The organism is Arthrobacter sp. SLBN-100 (genome assembly GCF_006715305.1).
Classification (GTDB): Bacteria; Actinomycetota; Actinomycetes; order Actinomycetales; family Micrococcaceae; genus Arthrobacter.
In genome coordinates this window covers 500,798-526,334 of the sequence record NZ_VFMY01000001.1, presented here as the reverse complement: position 1 = coordinate 526,334, position 25,537 = coordinate 500,798, and the positions used below count along the sequence as shown (strand labels likewise).

The window sequence follows — 25,537 nt, the reverse complement described above, 5'->3', positions numbered from 1 at the left end:
CGCACATGCCTGAGGCCAGCGTGGACGCCGGGCGCCTGACCTCCGGAACCAGGACCGTCCAGCACGAGACCAGGGCCCGGCACGAATTCCGCGGCATGCGGACCGTTGAGCACTACTTCAGGGTGCCCCTGGACCATTTCGGCGCCTCCGGCAGCTCCGCAGCGATTACGCTCTTTGCCCGTGAGTACGTTTCGGCTGCCCACAGCGCCGAAGAAGCAGCAAGGCTGCCCTGGTTGCTGTTCCTGCAGGGCGGCCCGGGCGGCAGCGGCAACAGGTTCGGCTCCCTGGGCGGCTGGAGCAAGGCTGCGGGCAAGGACTTTCGCATCCTGATGCTGGACCAGCGCGGCACCGGCCTGTCCACTCCCCTGGACCGGAATACGCTGCCCCTGCGGGGGACGGCGGCGCAGCAGGCAGCCTATCTGGAGCATTTCCGCGCAGACTCGATCGTGGCCGACGCAGAACTGATCCGTGCTGCCCTGGGTTCACCGCCCTGGAGCATCTACGGGCAAAGCTACGGCGGCTTTTGCGCGCTCACCTACCTCTCCTTTGCCCCCGAGGGTTTGCGCGAGGCGCTGATCACCGGGGGCCTTGCACCGCTCGCGGCCCCGGCCGACGATGTGTACCGGGCAACGTTCAAACGGGTGGCGGCACGGAACGCCGAGTACTTCACGTGGTACCCGGAGGACCGGAGCACGGTGGACGCGATTGCGCACCACTTGCGGACCACCCCGGAGTTCCTGCCCGACGGCAGCCCCCTCGCCGTGGAGCGTTTCCAGATGGTGGGCGCCTTCCTGGGCGGCAACACAAGGGTGGACAGCCTCCACTACCTGCTGGAGGATGCCTTCACGGACGCTTCCGGCGGCCGCCGGCTTTCGGATCCGTTCCTTGAACAGGTGCAGGGCATCGTATCGCGCCGCTCCAACCCGCTCTATGCCCTGATGCATGAGTCCATCTACGGGCAGGGCGAAGCCACCGAGTGGTCAGCGTGGCGGGTACTGCGCGAGTTCCCGGAGTTCCGGCCGGACGCAGACCCGCTGCTGCTCACCGGCGAAATGGTGTATCCGTGGTATTTCGACCAGGACCCTGCTCTGCGGCCGCTGCGCGAAGTCGCGGAACTGCTGGCGGCCAAGCCTGACTGGAAGCCGCTCTACGATGCCGGGCGGCTTGCCGCCAACAGCGTGCCTGTCGCGGCCGCCGTCTATGCGGAGGACATCTATGTGGACCGGGACCTCTCCTTGGAGACGGCCGCGGCCGTCCGTGGGCTGCAGGTCTGGGAAACGCCGGACTTCCACCATGACGGGATCGCCGACGATGGTGAGGGGATCTTCAACCGCCTGTTGGGAATGGCGCGCGGGGTCCGCAGCTGAGCTGCGGCCGGGCAGGTGCCCGCCTTTAGGGCGTCAGAGACCTGCGCCGCCGCGCCACCCTCGTCCATATGGCGGCGGCCAGTACCGCCGCTCCCACCACCGCACCCGCCAAGTTCAGCCCCAGGTAGCCGGCCTGGCTAAGGACCAGGCCGGACGTGGCACCGCCCACCGCGCCGGCTACCCCCATCAGCATGTCCGAAACACCCTGGACCACCACGCGGGATTCCTGGCCAACGCTCTCGGCAAGGAGGGTGGAGCCGGAAATGGTGGACGCGGACCAGCCGATGCCCAACAGGACCAGTCCCACAGCCACGGCGACGGTGGACGCCTGGCCGAATCCGGCAACGGCGACGGCAGCGATCATGGTGGCGAAGCCGATGATGATGGTCTCAGTCCTGCCGGCCTTGTCTGTCAGCCAGCCCATCACCGGTGACAGCGCAAACATCCCGGCAATGTGCAGGGAAATGGTGAAGCCGATGATCACCAGTACGTCGCCGGCGGCCGCATGGCCGGCGTGGCCCGGCCCGGCCACCAGTTCCTGCAGGTGGAGCGGCGTCATGGACATCACGCCCACCATCACCCCGTGTGCTCCCACCAGGGCGGCCAGCGCCAGCAGGGCGCCACGGGAGCCCCGGATGGCCCGCGTCCCCCGGACCAGTGACCCGGGTGCCCGGGCCTGCAGGGCTGCCGGCTGATTAACGGGGTGGCCTGCGGGCTGGCTGGCATGCTGATTCACTGCCGGCGCGGCGGCGAGTTCCCGGGCCAGCAGCAGTGGGTCAGGCCGAAGGCCAAAAAACAGCAGGACGACGGCGAGCAGAAGTCCCACGGCGGAGATCACAAAGGGACCCGCCACAGGCGGGAGGCCAAGGGCCTGGCCCACCACAGCCCCGGGCTGGATCAGGTTCGGTCCGGTGACGGCTCCGACCGTTACGGCCCATACGACGGCGGACAGTGCCCGGCCGCGGTGTTCGGCGTCGGCAAGGTCGACGGCGGCGAAGCGCGCCTGCAGGCTCGCGGCCGTGCCTATCCCGATGCCGGCGGCGCCAAGGATGAGCAGGACGAAGAGGCCGGACACCACCGACAGGACCATCAGCAGCGTGCCGGCCATGGCGGCCGACAGTCCCGCGACCTGGCCAATGCGGCGTCCCCGCCGGTCAGCCAGGGCGGCCAGCGGCAGGGCAGCAAGTGCGGCGCCGAGGGTCATCACCGTGGCCACGGCACCCGCCCACGCGCTTGAACCGGAGAGCTCGACGGCGAGGATGGACCCGATGGACACCGTGGCGCCGGTCCCAATCCCGCCAAACACCTGGGCTGCACTCAACAGCACCACGGTGCGCCGCTGCACCTGGCGCACTCCGCTTTCCGTCATCAAAGTGCCGGCCATGATCCGAGCATAGACCTCGGTGCTTCCGTCTTGCAGAGCGATTTTTAAGCAAGTAATCCCGGCCGCGGGGGGCGGCCGGGATTACTTGCTTTGCAGTTGCGGAAAAACTAGTCGACGTCGCTGTGGCTCTTCCGCACGTCTTCCTCGAGCCGGGGATCGAGATGGGCTTCCTTGGCTTTGGAGCTGAGGAGGCTGGCCACCACTGCGACCAGGATGGTGCCCACGATGACTGCCAGGGACACGAAGGTGGGGATCTCGGGAGCCCATTCGATGTGCCGGCCACCGTTGATGAACGGCAGTTCGTTGACGTGCATGGCGTGCAGGACCAGCTTGACGCCGATGAACGCCAGGATGAAGGACAGTGCGTGCTTCAGGTAAATGAGGCGGTTCATCAGGCCACCCAGCAGGAAGTACAGCTGGCGCAGGCCCATCAGGGCGAAGAGGTTTGCCGTGAACACAATGAACGGGCTCTGGGTGAGTCCGAAGATGGCCGGGATGGAGTCGACGGCGAACAGCAGGTCGGTCATGCCGATGGTGATGAACACGATGACCATCGGGGTGAAGACCTTCTTGCCGTTCACCACCGTGCGGAGCTTGCCGCCGTCGTACTTCTCCGACATCGGGATGATCTTGCGGATCTTCGCGATGAGCGGGTTTTCCCGGTCCTCCTCATCTTCGCCCTCATCCTGGGCCTGCTTCCACGCGGTCCACAGCAGGAAGGCGCCGAAGATGTAGAACACCCAGCTGAACTGTTCGATGACGATGGCGCCGAGCAGGATGAAGATGCCGCGCAGGATCAGGGCGATGATGATGCCCACCATCAGCACTTCCTGCTGGTATTTCCGCGGCACGGAGAACCTGGCCATGATGATGATGAAGACAAACAGGTTGTCGATGCTGAGGCTGTATTCGGTCACCCAACCGGCGACGAACTGGCCGCCGAACTCGGGGCCGGTGAACGCAAACATGGCACCGGCGAACACCAGGGCCAAAGTGACGTAGAACGTCACCCACAGGCCGGCTTCCTTCATGGAGGGTTCGTGGGGGCGGCGGACCACCAGGAGAAGGTCGGTCAGGAGGATCAGGCCGAGGACGACAAAGGAGCCGACCTCGAACCACACGGGCAAATCGAGCACAGGGTAGCCTTTCGCAGGGTACAGAGATGCGTTGTAAGTCTCTCCGGCCTGCCTGTGCACTTGGTGCTGATGTGGCGGCCCGCTACGCCCGGCGGGGCAACCATGCCCTGCGTGTTGACGATCGTAGCGCTTGGGATACTCCCCTACGTGACCTTAACTGTACCCCAGGCGGCTGCCGGCCCGCTCCAAGCAGGTGTTTGCGTCAGGCGTGCCCGGCGGCCTGCATCTGGCGCAGTTCCTTCTTCAACTCGCTGACCTCGTCCCTGATCCGCGCCGCAACCTCGAACTGCAGCTCAGCTGCTGCCCCGTGCATCTGCTCGGTCAGCTGTTCAATGAGTCCCACCAGGTCCTCGGCGGGAGCCGCGGCGAGACCGTCAGAACGCGCCTGAGCTGCGCCCTTGGCTGCCGCCTTCCGCTTGCCGCCCTTGGCCAGGCGGTTGTTGCTGAGCAGCTCCTGGGTGTCGGCGTCTTCCTTGGCCAGTTGGTCGGTGATGTCGGCAATCTTCTTCCGCAACGGCTGCGGGTCGATGCCCTTCTCCGTGTTGTAGGCCACCTGGATGGCACGGCGCCGGTTGGTCTCGTCAATGGCGTGGGCCATGGAATCGGTAATGCGGTCCGCGTACATGTGGACCTGGCCGGACACGTTGCGGGCGGCACGCCCGATGGTCTGGATCAGGGACGTTGAGGAGCGCAGGAAGCCTTCCTTGTCCGCGTCCAGGATGCTGACGAGGGAGACTTCCGGCAGGTCAAGGCCTTCACGGAGGAGGTTGATGCCCACCAGTACGTCGAAGCTGCCCATCCGCAGTTCGCGGAGCAGTTCAACACGCCGCAGGGTGTCCACGTCGGAGTGCAGATACTCCACCTTCACGCCGTGGCCCAGGAGGTAGTCCGTGAGGTCCTCCGCCATGCGTTTGGTCAAGGTGGTGACCAAAACACGCTCGTCCCGCTCCACGCGGGTCCTGATTTCACCCAGGAGGTCGTCGATCTGGCCCTTGGTGGGTTTGACGATGACTTCGGGGTCCACCAGGCCGGTGGGGCGGATGATCTGCTGGACGAAACCGTCGGCCTTGCCCAGCTCGTACTTGCCGGGAGTGGCGGAAAGGTAAACGGTCTGGCCGATCCGTTCCAGGAACTCGTCCCATTTCAGCGGCCGGTTGTCCATGGCGGACGGCAGCCGGAAGCCGTGGTCCACCAGGGTGCGCTTGCGGGACATATCCCCTTCGTACATGGCCCCGATCTGCGGGATCGTTACGTGGGATTCGTCCACTACCAGCAGGAAGTCGTCCGGGAAGTAGTCGATAAGGCAGTGCGGGGCCGTGCCGGTGCCGCGGCCGTCGATGTGCCGCGAATAGTTCTCGATCCCGTTGCAGAAGCCCATCTGCTGCATCATCTCGAGGTCGTAGGTGGTGCGCATCCGCAGGCGCTGAGCCTCCACGAGCTTGTTCTGCCCTTCCAGCACCGACAGCCGGCTGGCGAGTTCATCCTCGATGGACTTGATGGCGCGGGTCATCCGCTCGGGTCCCGCCACGTAGTGCGAGGCCGGGAAAACGTACATCTCGGTTTCTTCCCGGATGACCTCGCCCGTGAGCGGATGCAAGGTGTAGATGTTCTCCACTTCGTCGCCGAAGAACTCGATCCGCAGGGCCAGTTCCTCGTACATGGGGATGATCTCGACCGTATCGCCCCGTACCCGGAAGGTACCGCGGTGGAAGTCCATGTCGTTGCGGGAGTACTGCATGGAAACGAACTTGCGCAGCAGCGCGTCGCGGTTCATTTCCTGTCCCTTGCGAAGGGTGACCATGCCGGCGATGTATTCTTCGGGCGTGCCCAGGCCGTAGATGCAGGACACGGTGGCCACCACTATGACATCGCGGCGGGTCAGCAGGGCGTTGGTTGCGGAGTGGCGCAGCCGCTCCACTTCCTCATTAATCGACGAGTCCTTCTCGATGAAGGTGTCCGTCTGCGGCACGTAGGCTTCCGGCTGGTAATAGTCGTAGTAGGAGACGAAGTACTCCACCGCATTGTTGGGCAGCAGCTCCCGGAACTCGTTGGCCAGCTGCGCGGCGAGGGTCTTGTTCTGGACCATCACCAGGGTGGGTCGCTGGACCTGCTCGATCAGCCAGGCAGTGGTGGCGCTCTTACCGGTACCGGTGGCGCCAAGCAGCACCACGTCCTTTTCACCGTTTTTGATGCGCTCCGTGAGTTCCGCGATGGCGGCGGGCTGGTCACCTGCCGGCTTAAACTCGCTGATCACCTCGAAGGGTGCTACAACACGATTGATCTCCTGCGCAAGGCTCATGGATCTAATCTACAACCGGGCACCGACACCGGCATGGCCAGTCCGTTACGGGCGAACAAGCAGGACAGTTTCACGGAAGACTTCGACGGCGGCCGGCAGGAAACGCGCTTGGCAGCGGGTCAGGATACGGACGACGGCGCCTGCCAGCCAGAGCGCTCAGCCCACCGTTCAAGGGGTTCTTCGGCGGCCGCGAGCCAGTCTTCCTTGGCATCCGCGTAACCTGCCGTCGATCCGTCGCCTGAGTGGGCGGCGGCGAGCTTGCGCTTCAGGGCCACGTATTCCGCCGCGGCTGCCGGTTCAGTCCGGAGCCAGTCGCGGAAGCACAAGGCAAAGCGCCAGCCGGCGGAATCCTCGGCCCGGACGTGGAGGTTGACGTCCCGCCCGGGGTCGGCGTTGGCGTGGAAGCGTTTCTGCCAGTCTTCCCCGTGCGGATGGCGGGGCTTCGGGGTATCCGACCTGATTCCGGGAACCACGGGAAACCCGGCGGCGGCCAGGGCAGGGGCGAGGGAATCGGCAACCTCAAGGTCCGGCACTGTGAGCTGCAGGTCGATGACGTCCTTGGCATCCAGTCCGGGGACCGCTGTGGACCCGATGTGATCCAGCCGCACCGCGTCCGGATGCTCCACGGGAAGTGCCTTGGCAATCCGGTTCATCAGCCGCTGTGCCTGCTGGGGCCACAGCGGGTTCGCGGGTACCAGCACGGGTCCGCCGTTCCTTTCGGCGCACGCTCCTGCCGCTAGATTCCGCGTGAAGGGCTGTAAACGTTGGTCCCAGAGCCGGTTCACCTGGTCCAGCAAATCCTGCACGCTGCCGGAGTTGCCCAGGACCACGTCGGCTGCGGCCAGCCGGTCCTCCCGCGTGGCCTGGGCGGCCATTCGGGACAGCCCAGCCTCCTCCGTCATGCCCCGGTGCTCCAACATCCGCTGCAGCCTGATGTCCTCCGGCGCGTCCACCACCAGGACGAGGTGGAAGTCGCTGCCCTGCCCGGTTTCCACAAGAAGCGGAATGTCCTGCACCACCACGGCATCATCCTGTGCTGCTGCCACCATGGCCGCGGCGCGTGAGCGTACCAGCGGATGGACGATTCCGTTCAGGACCGCCAGGCGTTCAGGGTTTCCGAATACCAGAGCGCCCAGCTTCGGCCTGTCCAGCCGGCCGTCGCGGGCAAGCACCCCGTCCCCGAACTCCGCCGCGATCCGCTGCAGGCCCTCGGTTCCCGGTTCCACGACTTCCCGTGCCAGCGCATCAGCATCCACCAGGACTGCGCCGAGTTCCTTCAACCGCGCGGCAACCACTGACTTCCCTGAGGCGATGCCGCCCGTCAACCCGATTTTCAGCACTCCGTCAGCCTACTAGCCCGCACCGCCAGGTTCCCTGACCGGGCGCCTCGGGATGAGGGCAGCGGGGCCTAGACTTGGGCGGGTGCAAGAGCAAGAGAGCCGGGCTGCCAGCTACACCACCCTGGCGCCCGGGCAGGATTTCCGCCACGAGATCGAGATCAAGCGCTCCAGGTTCATCACCGTCCTGCGACGGGCCGGCACGGAAGAAGCAGCACGGGACCTGGTGGCCGGCCTCCGCCGTGAATTCCATGACGCACGGCACCACTGTTCGGCATTCATCATCGGCCCGGACCGGGACATCCAGCGCTCCAGTGATGACGGCGAACCGTCGGGAACAGCGGGCATTCCGATGCTGGAGGCCCTGGCCAAAAGGGCAACCGCAGCCGGGGTGGCCGACCTCAGTGACGTAAGTGCCGTCGTCGTGCGCTATTTCGGCGGGGTCCTGCTGGGGGCGGGCGGGTTGGTCCGCGCGTACTCAGAGTCCGTATCCTCAGCGCTTGCGCTGGCGCCCATGGTGCGCCGGAGCCGGCTGCGTGTCTGCGCAGTCGAAGTGCCGCACGCCGCTGCCGGCAGGCTGGAGAACGACCTTCGTGCCGCGGGCTTCGTCATGGCTGAAACAAGCTACGCCGCCCGGCATACAGTCCTGCGGGTGGCCGTACCGGACGAGTCTGCGGCTATCGCCAGCGCCGCGGAACGCGTGCAGTTGTTGACTGCAGGCAACGCCCACCTGACCACCGAAGGAACGGAGTGGGTGGATGTCCCGATCTCCTGACGTGTCCCTGCTGGACGTGGATGAAGCTGTCCTGGATCAACTCCTCGAACTGGCCAAGCGCGATGCCTCCCCGGACGAGGTTGCTCCCCCGCTGGGCGGACCGGGCTGGAACCTGGAGCGGACCGCGTGGTTCTTCAGCTACCACCGCGCCGCCGCCCATGGCCTGGAAGGGGAAGCCGGTGAGAAAACCTGGGCCATTCGCGCTGATGGCAGCCTTGCGGGGACCATCAGACTCAAGCTCGCCGATACCGGCAAGGGCCGGGAAGCGGCAGAGACCGGCCTCTGGCTGGGCAGGAGCTTTCGGTCCCGTGGTATCGGAAGCGCCGCGCTGCGCCTTGTCCTGGCGGAGGCCCGCGAAGCCGGTGTCCTCCGGGTGACCGCCCGTACGCTGGCCGGAAACCTCGGTGCCCGGCGCCTGCTTGCCTCTGCCGGCGCCGTACTCACGCCCGACGACGACGGGACCGTAAGCGCCGTCGTCGAACTCTAAGCTGCTGGTTGCCGGTAAATCACGGCCCATCAGCTGCGTTAAACAACAGACCCCCTGCCGGAGGCAGGGGGTCTGTTGCGGTGGCCCGGATGGTCCGGGCCGGTGGCAATTAGTTGCCGGTCAGCTTCTCGCGGAGGGCAGCAAGAGCCTCGTCCGAAGCCAGGGTGCCGGCACCGGTGTCGGTGGCAGCAGGCTCCGAGGAGTAGCTGGTGGTGCCGGAATCGCTGTCACCGGACGTTGCAGCTGCAGCGTCGTCGGCAGCGTGCTGGGCAACCTGCTTCTTGTGGGCTTCCCAACGGGTCTGGGCGTCAGCGTACTGCTGCTCCCAGGCGGCGCGCTGGTTCTCGTAGCCTTCAAGCCACTCGTTGGACTCGGGATCGAAGCCCTCGGGGTACTTGTAGTTGCCCTCTTCGTCGTACTCTGCGGCCATGCCGTACAGAGCCGGGTCGAATTCGGTGCTGTCGGCGTCGACGCCCTCGTTGGCCTGCTTGAGGGACAGCGAGATGCGGCGGCGCTCGAGGTCGATGTCGATGACCTTGACGAACAGTTCGTCGCCAACGGAGACAACCTGCTCTGCCAGTTCAACGTGGCGCACGGCGAGCTCGGAGATGTGGACCAGGCCTTCGATGCCGTCTTCGACGCGGACGAACGCACCGAACGGAACCAGCTTGGTGACCTTACCCGGAACAACCTGGCCGAGGGCGTGGGTGCGGGCGAAGGTCTGCCACGGGTCTTCCTGCGTAGCCTTGAGCGACAGGGAGACGCGCTCGCGGTCCAGGTCCACCTCGAGAACCTCGACGGTGACTTCCTGGCCAACTTCGACAACCTCGGACGGGTGGTCGATGTGCTTCCAGGACAGCTCCGAAACGTGCACGAGGCCGTCTACGCCGCCCAGGTCCACGAAGGCACCGAAGTTGACGATGGAGGAAACAACGCCGGGACGGACCTGGCCCTTTTCCAGCTTGTTGAGGAACGTGGAGCGGACCTCGGACTGGGTCTGCTCAAGCCATGCACGGCGGGACAGGACCACGTTGTTGCGGTTCTTGTCCAGTTCGATGATCTTGGCTTCGATCTGCTGGCCGATGTACGGAGCCAGGTCGCGCACACGGCGCATCTCGACGAGCGATGCGGGCAGGAAGCCGCGCAGGCCGATGTCGAGGATAAGACCACCCTTGACGACCTCGATGACGGTACCGGTGACAACACCGTCTTCTTCCTTGACCTTCTCGATGTCGCCCCAGGCACGCTCGTACTGAGCGCGCTTCTTGGAGAGGATCAGGCGGCCTTCTTTGTCTTCCTTGGTGAGCACCAGGGCTTCGACCTGATCGCCAACGGAGACAACGTCTCCGGGATCAACGTCGTGCTTGATGGAAAGCTCGCGGGAGGGGATGACACCTTCGGTCTTGTAACCGATGTCGAGCAGAACTTCATCGCGGTCGACCTTGACGACGGTACCTTCGACGAGGTCTCCGTCGTTGAAGTACTTGATGGTGGCGTCGACAGCTGCGAGGAAGTCCTCAGCGGTACCGATGTCGTTAATCGCGACTACGGGGGTACCGGGCTTCTCGGTGGAGGTGATGGTCATGTAGTAGGGGCTCCGTTGTGGATAGTTAGTTGGTCAGGCGACCACCACCTCCGGGTACTGACCTGGAGGCGGAGCGCGGCGGATTGCCGGGTCATCCTGATTGCGTGGCGTTCAAATGCGAACCAAAGCTGCGCACACGTAACACACGCCCGTTCATTCTAGTCGCTGCCCGTAACGCGGGTCAAAGCGGCATTCGGGCCGCCGGGCGCATGCCCTGCCGGCCGCGTCATGGGCCCTGCCGTGCGTTAAACCGTTCTTCGTAAACCCGTTCCGCCTCTTCCAGCAGCCCGTTCGTGAGCCGGCCAAGCGGGTGGACACTGGCAAGGAGCGGCTCGCAGTCCGGTCCCCGGCCCACACACTTCCCGGTCAGGATCCATGCGTGCCGGTCTTGCCTCTTGCCCAGATGCAGGTACTGGCAGATCTGGCGGGCAAGCCAGTCCCTCAACGGCCTGGTCCACCACTCTTCCGGTGTCAACGGGTTGACCGAGAGGCCCGGCAGCGTCAGTCCGCTTTCGGTGTCGGTGCTTCCGGAACCAGCGTCCGCCTCATACCCGCGGGAGTACCGGACATACACGGGGTCCTCTCCCCGGACAATGTCTTCGAGTTCCCGCAGTGTGTCGATAACACCTTCATCCGCTTCATTGGGCATTGCTGCCTCCTCAAACGAAAAGATCAAGCCATCGGGTAAACAACGGCGTGGAGAAAGTGCGCGGTCGGCTTCACGACAAGTTCAGCGTAGGCTTCCGGGCACGGACAGGCCATAGTCGACAAATTCAGCGCGCCGTCAGAAGTGGGTGAGGCAGTGCGTGGACCGCTCGACGGCGAACATCTGCCGCGCCTTCAGCGCTGAGCCGGCCGCGTTTTCGCGGATCCTTCCTGCAGCCGCGAGGGTCACCGGACAGACGGCGCCCAGGTAGATCGACGACAGGGCCGAGACATCCAGCGTCAGGTCCGCTTCCGCGGCATCGGCCAAACGCTCGACGGCGGCCTCGCCGCCGTCGGCCCGGAGGGCGTAGGTGCCTGCCGTGAGGCCCAGGGGGTCCCGGACTTCGAGGACCAGCTCCCCATTCGCTGGGTAATGCCTGGCTTCAAGGGCCCTGCCGGCGTCGAGGATGCGGAGCCACAGCATGTCACGGCTGTCCGAGGAATCGATGCAGCGGGGGTCCGCGAGGGCCCAGGTGAGCGGGTCATCGAGTGGCGCTTCATCCCAGGAGACGCGCTGCACCAGGTCGATGGCGGCAAGGAACTGCCAGAGTTCCAGGTAGGCGTCATTTGCGGCCGCTACCAGGTCAACCACTTCCACCGTGTAGGGCTGCGTGTCCCAGCCAAGGAACTTGTAGGAAACGTAGCCATCCACGGTACCGTCAGCCGAGTAGTGGAGCGCAACCTTGACGGCTGGATCCTCCTTGCCGTCGCGGCCAAGTGATCCTGAGGCCAGTTGCCGGTACCACTCCTGGCGGCCGAGCGAACCGGGGGTTACCCGATGCACCCGCTCGAAAACTTCCGGCGCCAGTTGCAGCAGGGCTTTGGGCTCGGCGATTTCCACGCTGCCCGTCGGCTGGTGCGGCAGGACGAAGCGGGCGGTGGTATCCACCTTGACCGTCCGCTCAAAGCTGGCGACGCCGTAGCCGAAGCGTCCGTAGATCGTTCCTTCCGAAGCGGTGAGGGCAGCCATCGCGATGCCGTCATCCTTGGCGAGGCGCAGGTCCTCGCTCATCATCCGGCGCAGCAGCCCCCGGCGGCGGTGCGAGGTCCGCACTGTGACGGAGGTGACCAGTTGGCTTTCCAGGCTCCGGCCGAACCCGATGTTGAGGGTCTTGCGGAAGGTGGCGAACGTGGCCACCGGTACGTCGGCCGGCAGCGAGGCCGGCGCCACCTCACCGGTCTGGTAAACGCCGGTCAGGACGCGCCCGTCCCGTTCGTAGGTGGCGAGGGATTTTGCCACGTGCTCGGGCGTACGGGTGGACTCGTGGAATCCGAAGGCGACAGCCCGCGCCCAGGTCTCCGCCGCCGCATAGCCGTCGTTGCCCTGGGACACTGCGCCGAAGCGCCGGATCTCGTACTTACCGCTCAGCTCAGCCACCCGTCCGAGCCTAGCCAATAGTTCCCCTGCCCCGCCAGCGCCGGCATACGGGCGCGGGAGGCAGACGTCAGAGCCGCCGCACGGGTTGGCGGAGGATGGTCTTGAGTTTTTCCGGCGCCACCCTGCGGGCATCGTTGAGGTAGATCTCGTGGTGCAGGCCTGCAAAGGCAAGGCCATTGGCCGGCATGAACTCGCTGTGCAGCCGGTGGAGTATGGGGCCTTCGTCGTCGTAACTGCCGATGTGCAGCACCTGCACCGACAACCCCTCGTCAAGTGTTTCAAGGCGGAGCAGGTCCAGCGCCGGGAGCTTTTTCGTTGCCGCCTTCGCGATGCCGTCGTGGACTTCCGGCGAGCCGGTCCAATCAGGTTGCGCGATCATCATGGTCCACTTCCAGCTGTCCTTGTCACCGCGGCTGAAAGCGCCGGGATCATCGGCCGTCCACAGACCCTCCAGGGGTCCGACGGCGTAGTCGCGGCCCGCGTGCTTGCTGGCGAACTTCACGGCGTAAGACACCGAGAACAGGGCTTCCAGGGCGTCCTTGTAGGCCGGGGCCGTCCCCGGGTTGCCGTGTCCGTCCACCATGAGGTACTTCAGCGGCGGGACGGTGACCAGTTGAAAGTCCCGGGCGCGGGGCGCGTACAGTTCCTTGAACTGTTTCCGGACGTCATACTTGTCCATCGCGCCCCGCCCGCGTCGTGTCCTGGATTTCTCTAGTGCCCGGCGTCGTACCAGCTGGGACCGAAACCGATCTGGACCTCCAGCGGAACGCTGAGGTCCGCGGCGGCGGCCATCTGTTCGGTAACCAGCTTTTCCACCGCTTCGCGCTCCCCGGCCGCAACTTCCAGCACCAGCTCGTCATGGACCTGCAGCAGCATCCTGGACTTGAGGCCCTGCGACTGGAGCTCCCCGTGGACGCCGAGCATGGCCCGTTTGATGATGTCCGCGGCAGAGCCCTGGATGGGGCTGTTAAGCGCGATCCGTTCAGCGTTTTCCCGGAGCTGCCGGTCGGTGCTGGTGAGGTCGGGCAGGTACCGGCGGCGCCCCTCGATGGTTGCCGTGTAGCCGTCCACACGGGCCTGGTCCACCACGCCCCGCAGGTAGTCGCGGACGGCGCCGAACCGGTCGAAGTAGTCCTTCATGAGGCTCCGTGCCTCGTCCACCGAAATCTCCAGCTGCTTCGACAGGCCGAAGGAGGTCAGCCCGTAGGCCAGGCCGTAGGACATGGCCTTCACCTTGGAGCGCATGGCGCTGGTGACTTCTTCAGTTGGCACGTGGAAGATGTTGGAGCCCACAAAGCGGTGCAGGTCCTCCCCGTCCTTGTACGCCTGGATCAGGCCCGCATCACCGGAGAGGTGCGCCATGATGCGCATTTCGATCTGGGAATAATCCGCGGAGAGCAGGCACTCGTACCCGTCACTGACCACAAAGATCCCGCGGACACGCCGGCCCTCCTCGCTGCGGATGGGGATGTTCTGCAGGTTCGGGTTGTTGGACGAGATCCGCCCCGTGGCCGCAACGTTCTGGGCGTAGGTGGTGTGGATCCGGCCGTCCTCCGCCACGGACTTCTTCAACGACTCCAGCATCTGGCGCAGCTTGGCAGCCTCACGGTGGGCCATGAGCTGGACCAGGAACTCGTGACCGGTCTTGTCCAGGAGATTTTTCAAGGAGGCGGCATCGGTGGTGTAGCCGGACTTGATCTTTTTAGTCTTGGGCAGCTGGAGTTCCTCGAACAGCACGGTCTGCAGCTGTTTGGGTGAACCGAGGTTGACCTCGTGACCGATCGCGGCGAACGCCTGCTCCTGGGCGTTGTCGATGACCCTGGAAAGGTCTGCAAGCTGCTCGTCCATCCGGGCCATGTCGATCCCGATGCCGGCAAGCTCCATGTCAGCCAGCACACGGCTGACCGGAAGTTCGAGGGTGGAGAGCAGTTCCTCGGCGCTGCGCTCCTTCAGTTCCGCTGCGAAGAAGCGGCTCAGTTCAAGCACGACGGCGGCGGCCTGCACCAGCGCCCCCGCGGCGGCTTCGTCGTCGCCGTCGAAGGACAGTTCCAGCTGGCCGGCCTTGGCAGTGGCGGCGGGGATGCCGACGTTGAGGTGGTGCTGGGCGAGTTCGGCGAGCTCGTAGGTGCGCCGGTCCGGCTCGATGAGGTAGCCGGAGATGGACGTGTCATCCACCACGCCTTCGAGCTCCAGTCCCCGGGAGGTCAGGGCCTTCAGCGCCGCCTTGAACCCGTGCATCACCTTGGGCGCTTCGGGGTCCCGCAGCCAGGCGGCCAGGACGTTTTCGGCCTCGGCGTCCTGGGTGCCAAGATCGATGTGGGCGGCGGCGCCGTCCCGGACGATGGCCAGGCCGGCGGCGTCCTCGCCGATCCGCCCGGGAACCAGGTCCACGGCGAGGGCGGACCGCTGGCCGGCACCTGCGTCCAGGAATGCGGCGAGCTCCGCGGCCCCTGAGGGTGTGGTGAAGTCGGGGGTTTCGATGCTCGCGCGCTCGGGCGCGGGGGTATCGTCGTCGCCATAAAGGGCAAAGAGCCGGCCCCGGATGGCCTTGAATTCGAGCTGGTCGAAGAGATCCTCAAGGGCGGCCTGGTCAGGGCGGGGCTGGTACAGGTCATCCAGTGTGACGGGCAGTTCAAGGTCCGGGAGAAGCCTGTTCAGCCGGCGGTTGCGCTTGACGGACTCGACGTTCTCGCGCAGCGCGTCTCCCACCTTCCCGCCGATGGAGTCGAGGTTTTCCAGTACACCTTCAAGCCCGCCATAAAGGTTGATCCACTTAGCGGCCGTCTTGGGGCCCACACCCGGCACACCCGGCAGGTTGTCGGCCGTCTCCCCCACCAGCGCGGCGAGGTCTGAATACCGTTCGGGGCTGACGAAGTACTTCGCTTCAATGGCGGCGGCATCCATCTTGGGGATGTCGCTGACACCCTTCTTCGGGTAGAGCACAAAAACGTTGTCCGTGATCAGCTGGAACGCGTCCCGGTCACCCGAAACGAGCAGCACTTCGAAGCCCGCCTTTTCGCCCATGGCGGCAAGGGTGGCAAGAATGTCATCGGCCTCGTAGCCAGGCATTGCGATGGTCTTGATGCCCCAGGCCTCCATCACCTGCGCGATGAGGTCGATCTGGTTGTTCATCTCGCGGGGCGTCTCGTTGCGGCCGCCCTTGTATTCGCTGTACTCGGCCTTGCGGTGGGTGGTCTCATCCGAGACGTCGAAGGCAACGGCGATGTGCGTGGGCTGCTGTTCCTTGATGAGGTTGATCAGCATGGAGGTGAAGCCGTGGATGGCGTTCGTGTGCTGCCCGCTCGCGGTGGAGAACTTGTCCGCAGGCAGGGCAAAAAACGCGCGGAAGGCCATCGAATGCCCATCCAGGACCAGCAGCCGCGGCTGCCCGGTGATGGGAATCACGGGTGCGGCAGTTGCTGAAACCGAGCCGCCGGCCTGGGTTTGCGCCTCGTCCTGAACTGCAGGGTCTTGAAGGGCAGAGGCGCCCTCCGGGGAAGCGTCCTCCTGCAGGACGTTGGACGGGTAAGGGGCCGGTTTGGTTGTTTCACTCACAGATGCCAGCCTAGTTGCCATGATGGACAATTTCACGCCCGGCCCCTACGCCGGGGAGCTCACTGCCGCTGGAGTCCCGGAGCACCTGCATGGCTGGCTTGGCCAATTCGGAATTGGCGCACTGGTGGTGAAAATGGGCATCCATTTCCTGGAGATGAGCCCTGAGCGGACGGTGGCCACCATGCCGGTGGCGGGAAACACCCAGGTGGCTGGAATCCTTCACGGCGGCGCCCACGTGGTGCTGGCGGAAACGCTTGGATCATTTTCGGCCGGCATGCACGCAGGGCCTGGCCGCCATGCAGTGGGCATCGAGGTCAGCGCTACCCACCACCGTTCCATCTCAGGCGGCACGGTGACCGGAACCTGTACGGCCATCCATCTGGGCCGGACGCTTGCAACGCACGAAATCGTTATGACGGATGATCAAGGCCGCCGGCTTTCCACTGCCCGCATCACCAACATGATCCGGGACAACGCCGCGCCTTCCCAGGGCTAGAGCGCGGAACCGACGCCGTCAGAGGCCCCATCACCTTCGGCAGTTCCAAGGCGGGACGTGGTGGGGCGTCCCAACCAGCGGGTTTCGACAGGCTCAACCACCGGGTTTCGACAGGCTCAACCACCGCTGCCATTGAACAGGTACCGCAGCTCAACAATGCCCCTGCCCATGGCGCGCGAGGCAGTCAACTCAAGTGGCGGCGTCGGGCCCGCCAACGGCAAAAGGCGCTTGCCGTTTCCGAGCACCACTGGGATGACGGAGAGGATGAGTTCATCCAGCAGGCCGGCGTCGGCGAACTGGGCGGCGAGCTCTCCGCCGCCCACCAGCCAGACGTTCTTGCCTCCGGCGTCCGCTTTGAAGTCCACGATGAACTCGCTGATGTTCCCGCGGACGAAGGTGATGTCCGCCCCGTCAGGCGGCGCGTACTCATGCCGCGTGAAGACGTAGCAGGGCGTGCCCGCGTAGGGCCAGTTGCCGGGTTCATGCTCCATGAGCCAGGTGTAGGTGCCACCGCCCATAACAACACAGCCCACACCTGCCATGAAGGCCTCGTAGCTTTCCATTCCGCCCTCGAACCCGTCGAACTGCAGGAGCCAGCCGAGGTCGTCGTTGGGGGTGGCGATAAAACCGTCGAGGGACGCCGCTACAAAGTACTGGATCCGTGACATGGCTCCAGCCTAGCCATGTGCCGCGGCTTGGCAACGGCCTAGGCAACTGTTGCTTTGGGTGCTGCGGGGGGCTAGCTGGAGAAGTAGGGAATGATCAGGTAGAGCCCGAAGAGGACGGCCAGCCCGCAAAGGCCAAAACAGGCGTAGGCAAGGGATCTTTTCAGGCCGGGCGAGGCCTGCTGCACGTCGCCGGCAATGGCCGTAAGCCGAACGCCGAGCGAGTAGAGGACCACCACAGTTACTGCGGCCACCAGGGTGGCACCGGCCACGGTCAGCAGTTCCAACCACTTCATCGCTGGGCATCCTTCGTTTTGACGGCGTCGGCTTCAGCTTCAGCCGGGGCTTCCGTGGTGGTTTTGGCTTTCGCTTCAGCCGGGGCTTCCGCGGCGGCTTTCGCTTTGGCATCCGCCTTGGCCTTCGCCCTGGCTTCCGCACGGGCACGGGCCATCGCCTTCTTCTTGGCGAAGCGAACGGCCTGGCCGACTTCCTCGACTTCGACGGCGTTGTGGTGGCCCACGGCGGACTTGCGTGAGTAGAAGAACATAAAGAGGACGGCCGCCGTACCAGCGACGGCAGCGATCAGCACGCCCACCACCCCGGTCTTAACCAGCAGCGCGGTGAGCGCCCCCACGATCCCTGCAGCAGGAAGGGTGAAGAGCCAGCCGAGAGCGATCTTGCCCACCATGCCCCAGCGCACCGTTGTTCCCCTGCGGCCCATGCCTGAGCCGATCACGGAGCCGGACGCAACCTGCGTGGTGGAGAGGGCGAAGCCAAGGTGCGAGGATGCCAAAATGGCGGAAGCGGTGCTGGTTTCAGCGGCGAAGCCCTGCGCGGGCTTCACCTCGGTGAGGCCCGAACCCATGGTCCGGATGATGCGCCAACCACCGGCATAGGTGCCGATGGCGATGGCGAGGGCGCAGGCTCCGATCACCCACAACTGGGGGCCGGAGCCTGGAGCCTGCGTGCCTGCGGCGATCAGCACCAGCGTGATGATGCCCATCGTCTTCTGCGCGTCATTGGTGCCGTGCGCCAGCGCCACCAGGCTTGAGGTGAAGATCTGGCCGGTCCGGAAGCCGCCGCGCTTCTGCGTCAGCTTGCTGCCCGTTTCGGGGTCGTGGCGCGAAGTCAGTGCATAGGCGAGGCGGGTACAGACGTAGGCAGCGGCCCCGGCGATGACCGGAGCGAAGATCGCCGGCAGGATGACCTTCTGAAGCAGGGTCTCAAGATTGATGGAGTTGAACCCGATGCCTGCGATGGCCGCGCCAATGAGGCCGCCGAACAGTGCGTGCGAGGAACTCGACGGCAGGCCCTTCAACCAGGTGATCATGTTCCACAGGATGGCCCCCATGAGGCCGGCGAAAATAATGTCCGGTGTGATCTGTACGCCACCGGAGCCTTCACGGATGATGCCGCCGGAGACCGTTTTCGCCACTTCCGTGGACAGGAAGGCGCCCACCAGGTTCAGGATGGCGGCGAGTGTGACAGCTGTCTTCGGTTTAATGGCACCGGTTGCGATGGGCGTGGCCATGGCGTTCGCGGTGTCGTGGAAACCGTTAGTGAAGTCGAAAAATAGTGCCAGTGCGATGACCAGCGCCACCATGAAGGTGATATCCACCTGTTGCCCAATCTGCAGAGTCGACGTTCAGCAGTTTCTTTCCCCGGCTGCCTTGCACAGCATAATTCACCAGCTGTTCGCTTGGAATGACCTGCGGCGCTAAACAGCCGGCGTGAAACCTTATCGATCGTACGCGCCCGGGGCAAGACGTCAAAACACCGGCTGCCCGAGAAAGGAACTGACTGCTTCCAGCTCCGACGGCGAGATCCCCCGCCTGGGATCCGGTGAAACAGCCAGCAGCCGGTGGCCCATGATCCGGGCCCAGGCCTGGGCTTCGGCCTCGTACGCGAGCTGGTCGTCCACCCAGGCGACGAGATCGGGCGCGGTCCGTTCCACATCGTCCTGGATGGCGCCGAGCTTCCACCAGCCGGGGCCGCTGCCGGCTCCTTGCGCCGTCAGGTGCGGCCAGCGGGCGCCGGCCAGGCCGATCGCCGGGCAGAGGTACTGGGCCGCCAGCTCCTCCCAGCTGGTGAGCCAGACGCACCGCAGCTCCGCCATGGCCGCCAGGCTGTTGAGTCCCGCCACGAGTTCGGGCGCGAAGGCCACGGGCAACAGGCCGGCATCAGCGCGCAGCCACCGGGTGCCCCAGCCATTGTGCCCTTCCGGACCAAAAGGACACACGACGCCATCGACGTCGAGATAGAGCGTGCGTCGGGCCATGGTTCCTTCCGTCCGACAGGAAATCAAAGAGGGACTCCACGCGTACATCGTCGCGTTGCGTGGCGTCCCTCCTCAACGAAACATGGCCGGGCCCTGGCCGGCCGCCAGTTATGGAGTCCCGGCTGCCTGCGCGTTGTTGACGTTGACGAGCCAGGCCACCCCATACCGGTCGGTGCACATTCCGAAGATGTCGCCCCACGGAGCCTGTTCCATCGGCACTGCCACTGTGCCGCCGTTGCCACTGAGCTTGTCGTAGTAGCCGCGCAGTTCCGCCTGGTCATCCCCGCTAAGGGAGATGGAGATGGACGAGCCGGGCCTGAACTCCATACTGTTCGGAGTGTCGGCGCCCATCAGCACCAGGCCCTGCGTGGTGGTCAGCATGCCGTGCATGATCTTTTCGGCTTCGGCCGGGTCCTCGCTGGCCTGGAACTCACCAAAAGTGCTTAGCGTCAGCTCACCTCCAAAAACCGACTGGTAGAAGTTCATGGCTTCCCTGGCATCGTCACGGAAGCTGAGATAGGGGTTGAGGGTGGTGGGCATGGCCGGATCTCCTTGCGTTTGAACTGAAAGGAATGGAACCAGACAACATCCTGCCCCACGGGCAGCCCTCTGGGTAGGGGGCATGACCCCCGCGTTACCCCGAACTCAGGGAACGAAGCGGTAGCCGATTCCAGGTTCGGTCTGCAGGTGGCGCGGGTTGCCGGGGTCGGTTTCCAGTTTCCTGCGGAGCTGGGCCATGTAAACCCGCAGATAATTGGCTTCCTTCCTGTAGCCAGGCCCCCAGGCATGCGCCAGCAACTGCTGGTGGGTTATGAGTCCTCTCGGATTCCGCACCAGTATTTCGAGGATGCTCCACTCCGTGGGCGTGAGCCGGACCGGGTTTCCGTCACGCAGCACCTGCCGGTGCACGAGGTCCACAGTAAAGCCGGACGATGCCACCACCGGAGCAGATTCCGGTCCCGGCACGCGCCGCAACAGCGCGCGCAGCCGGGCCAGGAGTTCGTCGAGCCCGAAAGGTTTGGTGATGTAGTCGTCGGCGCCGGCATCCAGCGCCCCCACCTTGTCCGATGACCCGTGGCGCGCCGACAGGACCAGCACCGGGACCGAGCTCCACCGCCGAAGATCACCCAGGACGCCTGCGCCGTCCATGTCCGGCAGTCCGAGGTCCAGGACCACAACGTCCGGCACGTTGCGGCTCGCAGCCAGCAGGGCAGACGCTCCGTCCGCCGCCACGTCCACGTCGTAGCCATGCGCCGCCAGCGTGATGCGCAGTGCCTTCAGCAGATGGGGATCGTCATCCACCACGAGGACTTTCGCAGCATGCGGCGCGGGTCCAGTCACGTCAACACCGTCCCGGTGCCCCGGATGGCATCCGTACTCGGGGCAGTGCCGGCCGCGTCACCTTGGCTGCCGGTGGAGAGCGGCAGCCGGATAATCATCGTCAGCCCTCCCCCCGGAGTCCCCTCCGCCGTAAGGGTCCCCCGCATGGCCTGGACGAAACCCTGGGCGACGGCGAGTCCCAGGCCCAACCCGCTGGCCTGGGGCAGGTCGTCCACCCGCTGGAAAGGCCTGAACATGTCCAGCACCTTCCGTTCAGGGACGCCGGGGCCGTGGTCGACGATGCGGAGCTCGCCGCAGGGGTGCCCCTCAGGGGTCATGCCACCCAAGCCGTCCGCCGTCGTCGTCACTGCCACTCCCGAACCCGGCGCATGTTTGAGCGCGTTCTCAAGGACGTTCGCGATGACCCGTTCCAGAAGGCCGCGGTCAGCCTCCACGGGCGGCAGGTTGGCGGGCAGCGCCACCGCTACGGCAGCCTCCGGAAGCCCGCGCAGTGCCGCATCAATGGCCTCACTCCACCGGACCGGGCCCAGCAGCGGCTCCACCGACCGGGCAGTAATCCGCGACATGTCCAGCAGGTTCCCTACCAGCAAATCGAGCCGGTCGGTACACGCATCGATGGTCTCAAGCAGCTCCCGCTGTTCGGCCGGAGTGTAGGCAACGCCATTTTGGAGGAGCCCGCCAGCCGCCAGTTTGATCCCGGCCAGTGGCGTGCGCAGATCGTGGGACACGGCCTGGAGGATGGCGGTGCGCATGGTGTTCCCTTCTGCAAGCCGGAGGATCTCGTGCCGGCTGGCCTCCAACTGCCGGCGTTCCAGCTGGGCCTTGACGTGCACCGCGAAGGCGCCCAGCAGCCTCCGCCGTGACGGCGGCACCTCCCGGCCGAACAGGACCAGCCAGGTCACCGGGTCCACTTGGACGGTGGTGGTCCCCGGAGCGCCGCGGAGCTCCTGAGTTCCATCCTGCCAGCTGGAAATGTCACCGGCGCCGGCCAGCAGGACCCCCTTGTGCCCTGAATCCTCGTGCCCCGCTGTTGGAAGGTTGCTGACGACGGCGGCCCCGGAGGCGCCGAAGGCATCGAGGGCTTCCGCGAGCAGCCCATGGAGGGTGTCCTCGGAGCGGGAGGCGCCCAGGGCAAGATCACCCAGGGTGGCGGCTTCGGCCTGTGCCCTTGACGCCTCCTTGGAACGCCGTGCTGATCCGTCCACCACGCCCGCCACCGCCACCGAGACGCCGACAAAAACCGCCAGCGACAGGAGGTCCTGGGGGTCATGGATGGCGAGGTCGCCAAGGGGCGGAGTGGAAAAATAGTTCACCAGCAGGCTGCTCCACAGCGCACCGGCAACGGCTGGCCATAGTCCGCCCACGAGGGATACTGCGACGGCGCCCGCGAGCTGGATCAGCACCGCCGTCGCCACACTGTGCTCGAACATGGCCAGGAGGAGCTGCAACAGAGGCGGAAGGACTGCGGCGAGGGCAAACCCGAACCCCGTCCGCACCCGGCCCAGTTCCGCGCGCCTCCCGTGACTGCTGGAATACCGGACCAGGGGCACCACCTGGACGTCAATGTCCGCTGCTTCCCGCACCACCTTGGTGTCCACGCCCAGGCTGAAGGGGGCAGTAATCCGGTGGCGGCGCGACTGCCCCACGATGATGTGTGAGGCCTCTGCCGAACGGGCGAACTCCACCAGGGCAGCGGCGACGTCGGACGCCGACACGGTGTGATAGCTCCCGCCCAGGTCCGCAACGAGCCGGCGCTGGGCTTCGAGTGCCTGCGGAGACTCGGCCCGGGTTCCGGCCGGGGTGCGTACGTGGACGGCGAGCAGCTCGCCGCCGTCGCCCCGGTGGAGGAGCCTCGCGGCGCGGCGCACCAGGAGTTCCCCGTCGTCGTCACCCTGGAGGCCGACGACGATCCGTTCCATAGCCATGAGCCACATTCTCCCACCCTGCTCCTGGTGGCGGTGACGCTCCCGGCTGAGGAAGTGGTGCGGCGGGCGCGGCAGGGAACGTAGGCTCGGGTGCATGGCCAGATACTTTGACGTTCATCCCCAGGATCCGCAGCCCCGGGCCATTGCCCAGGCAGTGCGCATAGTGCTCGACGGCGGCCTGATCGCCTACCCCACCGACTCCTGCTACGCATTGGGGGCCCAGTTGGGCAACAAGGATGCGCTGGACAGGATCAGGAGCATCCGCAAGCTGGACGACAAGCACCATTTCACGCTGGTCTGCAAGGACTTCGCCCAGCTTGGGCAGTTCGTGAACATCGGCAACGACGTATTCCGCAGCATCAAGTCCGTGACGCCCGGAAGCTACACGTTCATCCTCCCGGCCACCAAAGAGGTTCCGCGGCGCCTGCTGCACCCCAAGAAGAAGACCGTGGGCGTCAGGATCCCGGACAACAGGGTAGTCCAGGCGCTGCTGGCAGAACTCGGTGAGCCGCTGCTTTCAAGCACGCTGCTGCTGCCGGACGAGGAGGACCCGCTGACCCAGGGCTGGGAGATCAAGGAGCGGCTGGACCACCAGGTGGATGCGGTGATCGACGCCGGTGATTGCGGAGCCGAGCCCACCACGGTGGTGGATTTCTCCAGTGGTGTGGCCGACGTGGTCCGGCGCGGAACCGGGGACCCGTCCCGCTTCGAATAGGCTGCTAGTCCTGCTTCCGGGCGCGGCTGGGCTGCACCCGGGGCGGCTCCCCGGGCATCTTGGGGTAATCCGGCGGAAACGGCAGTTCCTCCAGGCCGGCCTTCAGGTCGCGGTCCCACCACTCCAGCAGGGTGTCGATGGTGCCCGCATTGCTGTGCATGTCCGCCCACGGGTCGCCCGCGGTCCTAAGCCGGTCCGGCACGGTCAGGATGGTGAAGTCCTTCGGGTCCGCGGTCTCCAGCTCATCCCAGGTGATTGGGCACGAGACCGAGGCGTGCGGCAGCGCCCTGGGGCTGTAGGCGCCGGCGATGGTGCGGTCGCGGTTGGCCTGGTTGAAGTCCAGGAAGATCCGCTTGCCCCGTTCTTCCTTCCACCAGGCGGTGGTGACCTCCTTCGGCATCCTGCGCTCCACTTCCCGGGCGGCAGCAATCACCGCATGCCGTACGTCAAGGAACTCCCGCGTGGGCTCGATGGGGGCGTACACGTGCAGCCCCCGGTTGCCGGAGGTCTTAATGAAGCAGGCCAGCCCTGCCTCGGCCAGGACCTCCTTCATGACCAGCGCGGCGGGGACGGCATCCCCAAAGTCTGTTCCCGGCTGCGGATCCAGGTCGATGCGCAGCTGGTCCGGATTGTCAGTGTTCGCAGTGCGGGACGGCCAGGGGTGGAAGACCACCGTGTTCATCTGGACCGCCCACACGGCTGCGGCGGGCTCGTCCAGGATCAGCATGGGATGCGAGCGGGCACTCGGAAAAACCACCTTCTGCGTCCGGATGAAATCCGGCGTCCCCTTGGGCGGGTTCTTGGAGAAAAACATGTCGCCATCGACGTTGTCCGAGTACCTCTGCAAGGCCACCGGCCGGTCACCGTTGGCCGTGATGAAGGCCTCCCCCACATCACAGATGTAGCGCGCCAGGTCCAGCTTGGTGAGCCCCAGGTCCGGCCAAAGGACCCGGCTGGGACTGGAAATGCGCATCTCGCGCCCGCCGTCCGGGCCCGGAACGGTAATGGTGGTCTGTTCGCTCGCCATGGGGACAACGTACACCCCGGCTGCGGACACCGGACAGATTTCGGCGTCCCCGTCCGGCATGATGGAGGCATGCCAGTGCCGGAAGTGCCCCTGACCGTTACGGCGGGCGACGTCACCGTCACCGCCGTTTATGCCCGCCCCGCCAACCCGTCCGCCACCGTGGTGGTGGCCCACGGCGCCGGCGCCGGGATGGAGCACCCGTTCCTGACAGGGTTTACGGCAGCACTGAACGGGCTTGGCGTTGCGACGCTGCGCTTCAACTTCCCGTACCGGGAAGCCGGCAGGAAATTTCCGGACCGTCCGCCTGTAGCCATAGCCGCGTGGCGTGCTGCCATGGCCGCGGCGGCTGAGGAGGCAGCGAAGCACCAGGACACCGGCCCTCTCTGGGCGGCCGGCAAATCCTTCGGCGGCCGGATGGCGTCCATGGCTGTGGCGGAGGGAATGGAAGCCGCCGGGCTGGTGTACCTGGGCTATCCCCTGCATCCACCCGGAAAACCGGAAAAGCTGCGGGACGAGCACCTGTACGGGCTGGCGACGCCCATGCTGTTCCTGCAGGGCAGCCGCGACACGTTCGCCAGTTCGGAGATCCTGGCGGACGTGGTGTCCCGCATCGGCACCAATGCTGTCCTCCAGTGGGTGGAGGGAGCCGACCACTCCTTCGCCGTCGCCGGCATGAAGCGCCCCGCAGCTGAGGCCGGCGCTTCACTGGCCCAGCCGGTGGCCGCCTTCATTCAGGACCAGTCCTGACACAGGGCGCCCCTGGTGGGGCTACCCCCTGAGGCCCGCCACGGCACACGCCAGGGGAAAGCAGAGCTACGCTGCTGCCTCCTCGTGCCACCAGCCCTCCCAGGCGGCGGAGGTCAGGCGGCCTTCGGGAAACTCGCTGCTTCCGCCGGCACCGTTGTGGGGCCGGCCCTCCTCATTGCGCCGGCCGTCCAGCAAAAAGTTAAGGCTGTTCAAAAGAAACATCTCTACGTCCTTCCATGTCTGATGTGGACCACTCTGTCCAGGTAGGAACGAGCCTAACCGGGGCATGTTTCAGCACGTCGACGGGAAGTTTCGGCTGTGTATCTTAGTTCTCA

At 65.6% G+C, this 25,537-nt stretch carries 24 protein-coding genes; 6 read left to right on the top strand and 18 right to left on the bottom strand.

Annotation, left to right across the window (positions count from 1 at the left end; all coding sequences use genetic code 11):
* Positions 1-5: 5 nt before the first annotated feature.
* Positions 6-1,367: an alpha/beta fold hydrolase gene (locus tag FBY31_RS02305; RefSeq protein WP_142036380.1), complete on the top strand. Its 1,362-nt coding sequence runs from the start codon at positions 6-8 to the stop codon at positions 1,365-1,367.
* A gap of 25 nt (positions 1,368-1,392) precedes the next feature.
* On the opposite strand, the gene FBY31_RS02300 is transcribed toward FBY31_RS02305, so the two are convergent.
* The 4 genes from FBY31_RS02300 to coaE form a co-directional block, all read right to left on the bottom strand.
* Positions 1,393-2,751: an MFS transporter gene (locus tag FBY31_RS02300; protein ID WP_142036377.1), complete on the bottom strand. Its 1,359-nt coding sequence runs from the start codon at positions 2,749-2,751 to the stop codon at positions 1,393-1,395.
* Between the two features lie 107 nt (positions 2,752-2,858).
* The gene (locus tag FBY31_RS02295; RefSeq protein WP_142036375.1) at positions 2,859-3,887 is read right to left on the bottom strand and encodes a TerC family protein; all 1,029 of its coding nucleotides are present in this window, start codon (positions 3,885-3,887) and stop codon (positions 2,859-2,861) included.
* Positions 3,888-4,089: 202 nt separating this feature from the next.
* A complete protein-coding gene (uvrB, locus tag FBY31_RS02290; RefSeq protein WP_142036372.1) occupies positions 4,090-6,186 on the bottom strand; it encodes an excinuclease ABC subunit UvrB in 2,097 nt (698 codons plus the stop codon).
* A 119-nt stretch (positions 6,187-6,305) separates the two neighbouring features.
* Positions 6,306-7,526, bottom strand: coding sequence for a dephospho-CoA kinase (gene coaE / locus FBY31_RS02285; protein ID WP_142036369.1), 1,221 nt, complete (start codon positions 7,524-7,526; stop codon positions 6,306-6,308).
* An 82-nt stretch (positions 7,527-7,608) separates the two neighbouring features.
* On the opposite strand from coaE, the gene FBY31_RS02280 reads away from it, so the two are divergent.
* A complete protein-coding gene (locus FBY31_RS02280; RefSeq protein WP_235012894.1) occupies positions 7,609-8,298 on the top strand; it encodes an IMPACT family protein in 690 nt (229 codons plus the stop codon).
* Positions 8,282-8,785, top strand: a complete 504-nt coding sequence (locus tag FBY31_RS02275) for a GNAT family N-acetyltransferase (RefSeq protein WP_142036364.1) — start codon at positions 8,282-8,284, stop codon at positions 8,783-8,785. Before FBY31_RS02280 ends, FBY31_RS02275 begins: the two co-directional genes overlap by 17 nt.
* 109 nt (positions 8,786-8,894) lie before the next feature.
* Here FBY31_RS02275 and rpsA read toward each other — a convergent pair whose 3' ends face one another.
* The 5 genes from rpsA to polA all read right to left on the bottom strand — a co-directional run bounded on the left by rpsA (position 8,895) and on the right by polA (position 16,008).
* The gene (gene rpsA / locus FBY31_RS02270) at positions 8,895-10,370 is read right to left on the bottom strand and encodes a 30S ribosomal protein S1 (RefSeq protein WP_142031173.1); all 1,476 of its coding nucleotides are present in this window, start codon (positions 10,368-10,370) and stop codon (positions 8,895-8,897) included.
* 226 nt (positions 10,371-10,596) lie between these two features.
* A complete protein-coding gene (locus FBY31_RS02265; RefSeq protein WP_142036361.1) occupies positions 10,597-11,019 on the bottom strand; it encodes a DUF6098 family protein in 423 nt (140 codons plus the stop codon).
* Positions 11,020-11,154: 135 nt separating this feature from the next.
* Positions 11,155-12,444, bottom strand: coding sequence for a GNAT family N-acetyltransferase (locus FBY31_RS02260; protein ID WP_142044995.1), 1,290 nt, complete (start codon positions 12,442-12,444; stop codon positions 11,155-11,157).
* Positions 12,445-12,520: 76 nt separating this feature from the next.
* The gene (locus FBY31_RS02255; RefSeq protein ID WP_142036359.1) at positions 12,521-13,132 is read right to left on the bottom strand and encodes a GyrI-like domain-containing protein; all 612 of its coding nucleotides are present in this window, start codon (positions 13,130-13,132) and stop codon (positions 12,521-12,523) included.
* A gap of 32 nt (positions 13,133-13,164) precedes the next feature.
* Positions 13,165-16,008 (bottom strand): DNA polymerase I, encoded by a 2,844-nt coding sequence (gene polA, locus FBY31_RS02250; protein ID WP_142036357.1) that lies wholly within the window; start codon positions 16,006-16,008, stop codon positions 13,165-13,167.
* Positions 16,009-16,027: 19 nt separating this feature from the next.
* Between polA and FBY31_RS02245 the strand changes: the two genes are divergently transcribed.
* Positions 16,028-16,504, top strand: coding sequence for a hotdog fold thioesterase (locus FBY31_RS02245; protein WP_142036354.1), 477 nt, complete (start codon positions 16,028-16,030; stop codon positions 16,502-16,504).
* 116 nt (positions 16,505-16,620) lie between these two features.
* On the opposite strand, the gene FBY31_RS02240 is transcribed toward FBY31_RS02245, so the two are convergent.
* The 7 genes from FBY31_RS02240 to FBY31_RS02210 all read right to left on the bottom strand — a co-directional run bounded on the left by FBY31_RS02240 (position 16,621) and on the right by FBY31_RS02210 (position 22,713).
* Entirely contained in the window at positions 16,621-17,172 is a 552-nt protein-coding gene (locus FBY31_RS02240; protein WP_142036351.1) for a dihydrofolate reductase family protein, read from the bottom strand.
* 71 nt (positions 17,173-17,243) lie between these two features.
* A complete protein-coding gene (locus FBY31_RS02235; RefSeq protein WP_142036348.1) occupies positions 17,244-17,465 on the bottom strand; it encodes a hypothetical protein in 222 nt (73 codons plus the stop codon).
* Positions 17,462-18,787: an inorganic phosphate transporter gene (locus FBY31_RS02230; protein ID WP_142036346.1), complete on the bottom strand. Its 1,326-nt coding sequence runs from the start codon at positions 18,785-18,787 to the stop codon at positions 17,462-17,464. The genes FBY31_RS02235 and FBY31_RS02230 overlap by 4 nt, the downstream gene beginning before the upstream one ends.
* A 150-nt stretch (positions 18,788-18,937) precedes the next feature.
* Positions 18,938-19,447: an HAD domain-containing protein gene (locus FBY31_RS02225; RefSeq protein WP_142036343.1), complete on the bottom strand. Its 510-nt coding sequence runs from the start codon at positions 19,445-19,447 to the stop codon at positions 18,938-18,940.
* Positions 19,448-19,555: 108 nt separating this feature from the next.
* Positions 19,556-19,987: a VOC family protein gene (locus tag FBY31_RS02220; protein ID WP_142036341.1), complete on the bottom strand. Its 432-nt coding sequence runs from the start codon at positions 19,985-19,987 to the stop codon at positions 19,556-19,558.
* Between the two features lie 105 nt (positions 19,988-20,092).
* On the bottom strand, positions 20,093-20,788 hold the full coding sequence (locus FBY31_RS02215; RefSeq protein WP_142036338.1) for a response regulator: 696 nt from the start codon (positions 20,786-20,788) through the stop codon (positions 20,093-20,095).
* Positions 20,785-22,713 (bottom strand): DUF4118 domain-containing protein, encoded by a 1,929-nt coding sequence (locus tag FBY31_RS02210; RefSeq protein ID WP_235012890.1) that lies wholly within the window; start codon positions 22,711-22,713, stop codon positions 20,785-20,787. The genes FBY31_RS02215 and FBY31_RS02210 overlap by 4 nt, the downstream gene beginning before the upstream one ends.
* 94 nt (positions 22,714-22,807) lie before the next feature.
* Between FBY31_RS02210 and FBY31_RS02205 the strand changes: the two genes are divergently transcribed.
* A complete protein-coding gene (locus FBY31_RS02205) occupies positions 22,808-23,428 on the top strand; it encodes an L-threonylcarbamoyladenylate synthase (RefSeq protein ID WP_142036332.1) in 621 nt (206 codons plus the stop codon).
* A 4-nt stretch (positions 23,429-23,432) separates the two neighbouring features.
* Here the strand turns inward: FBY31_RS02205 and ligD are convergent, their stop codons facing one another.
* A complete protein-coding gene (ligD, locus tag FBY31_RS02200; RefSeq protein ID WP_142044993.1) occupies positions 23,433-24,455 on the bottom strand; it encodes a non-homologous end-joining DNA ligase in 1,023 nt (340 codons plus the stop codon).
* A 69-nt stretch (positions 24,456-24,524) separates the two neighbouring features.
* On the opposite strand from ligD, the gene FBY31_RS02195 reads away from it, so the two are divergent.
* On the top strand, positions 24,525-25,202 hold the full coding sequence (locus FBY31_RS02195; protein ID WP_142036329.1) for an alpha/beta hydrolase family protein: 678 nt from the start codon (positions 24,525-24,527) through the stop codon (positions 25,200-25,202).
* 66 nt (positions 25,203-25,268) lie between these two features.
* Here the strand turns inward: FBY31_RS02195 and FBY31_RS22945 are convergent, their stop codons facing one another.
* Positions 25,269-25,424 carry a hypothetical protein gene (locus FBY31_RS22945; protein WP_200833289.1) on the bottom strand — a complete coding sequence of 52 codons (156 nt, stop codon included), beginning with the start codon at positions 25,422-25,424 and terminating at the stop codon, positions 25,269-25,271.
* Between the last annotated feature and the right edge of the window lie 113 nt (positions 25,425-25,537).